The organism is Streptococcus sp. GMD4S (genome assembly GCF_000296955.1).
In genome coordinates this window covers 1-1,520 of record NZ_AJRE01000216.1, presented here as the reverse complement: position 1 = coordinate 1,520, position 1,520 = coordinate 1, and the positions used below count along the sequence as shown (strand labels likewise).

Annotated in this window: 3 protein-coding genes; all 3 read right to left on the bottom strand. The window is 32.6% G+C overall.

Annotated features, from left to right (window positions below; translation table 11 throughout):
* Window positions 1-361, bottom strand: a 361-nt coding sequence (locus tag GMD4S_RS13775; RefSeq protein WP_001049351.1) for a hypothetical protein, incomplete at its 3' end; no start/stop codon positions are given.
* 89 nt (window positions 362-450) lie between these two features.
* On the bottom strand, window positions 451-954 hold the full coding sequence (locus GMD4S_RS08770) for a GNAT family N-acetyltransferase (protein WP_001054582.1): 504 nt from the start codon (window positions 952-954) through the stop codon (window positions 451-453).
* Entirely contained in the window at window positions 920-1,483 is a 564-nt protein-coding gene (locus GMD4S_RS08765; protein ID WP_000262764.1) for a GNAT family N-acetyltransferase, read from the bottom strand. Before GMD4S_RS08765 ends, GMD4S_RS08770 begins: the two co-directional genes overlap by 35 nt.
* Between the last annotated feature and the right edge of the window lie 37 nt (window positions 1,484-1,520).

The window sequence follows — 1,520 nt, the reverse complement described above, 5'->3', positions numbered from 1 at the left end:
CGACTCTTCCTCTTTTTCTCACACCAATCAGTTGAAAAATGAAGCTAAGGATATTGATATAAATAAAGGGTTCACAAAATCTTTTAAGAGTCCTTTCTTTTTCAGTTTTCACTGACAAAAAGAGAGCATAAAACCTATTACCCAAGATAAAAAGATTCAATTGCAAGGGAAATAAAAGCTCTCTGTACCGAAAATCAGCTGGAATGCTTTTGTTCTGTGATGTTGTAAATTCTATAACTAGGAACAAGATGATATAAAAGATAATATCAAGCATAAATTTGATAAATCGATGACCTTGTAACCAAAAACGAACAGAATCTAAGCTCGATGACTTCTTATAATTCTTCTCTTTCAAATTCATAATAACTTCTTTCTATTTAAAATATCTGCTAAAACGTGATTTTTTGTTCATTGAGTAATCTGAAAACAAAATCGCAATTCTACCAGTATTTAAGTCTCAGATTTTGAGGATTTCTTACGTACCATTCTAATTTCAGTGATAGGTTTTCCAAGGTCAAGTATTTTTTCTTGCCCATCAAAAGTAAAACCCATTTTTTGATAGAATGCAATGGCTCGCTTATTCCCTTTTAATACCCATAAAAATATTTCAGAGAACTGTTCAAGAGTCGTCAGAGCTTCCTTCATTAACTTCTGAGAAATACCTTTTCCATAATAGTCTTTTAAAACATATAAGGTAATAATTTCACCAGCTTGAATAGTCTCATCACGAAAGTTTCCATAACTGATAAAACCAACTACCTTCATGCCATCTATCGCAATCAATGTATTTTTAGGATATTTTTGACTAAAGAATCGACATCTTTCTAATGTCATCGTCTCCTGAAATTCTGCAGGTAAAAGATCATCATAAGCCTCTCTCCACGTTTGCCAATGAACGAAGGATTTACCTTCTATCTCTTCAGGAGTTTCCATTTGTTTGATAGTTAGGTTCATTTATTTTACTCCATTCTTCTCTCAGAATACCATATTTAATACTATCAAAATATTTGCCTTGGTAATAACGAACTTTTGGAATATGAGCTTCTTTTTTCATTCTTAATTTTTCAGCAAGTTTTACCATACCAAGATTTCCTGACCAAGTTGTCAAACCAAGATGCTCCAACACCAAGTAATCCTTAAATGTCCGATCTATCCATTGTAGCATAGCAGCTTTTCCAATGCCAGAGTTCCAAAATTTGTTATCATAAATACAAATCCCCAATTCCATCCATCTTGTTTGTTTACATACCCAGTAGCGCGAAACAGTCCCAACTAATTTATCATCAACAAAAATACCAAGGCGATTTGAGTTGTTTAGAGTAGATTCTGATTTTTGTAGTTTAAATTCTTGAAAATTAGGAAAATGCTGATAATCGTCATAATAGGGAGCATCATACTGCTTCCAAATTGGATTAGATTGTGAATAAGCAATTTCCCACAAAGACACCAAATCTTCTTCATTTAGTTTTCTTAAATAAACCATACTTTTTCCTAATCCAACGCCTTGACTTCATCAGCTA

Coding starts and splice junctions, on each gene's coding strand:
- GMD4S_RS08770 (WP_001054582.1), bottom strand. CDS start 954: ATGAACCTAACTATCAAACAAATGGAAACTCCTGAAGAGATAGAAGGT.
- GMD4S_RS08765 (WP_000262764.1), bottom strand. CDS start 1,483: ATGGTTTATTTAAGAAAACTAAATGAAGAAGATTTGGTGTCTTTGTGG.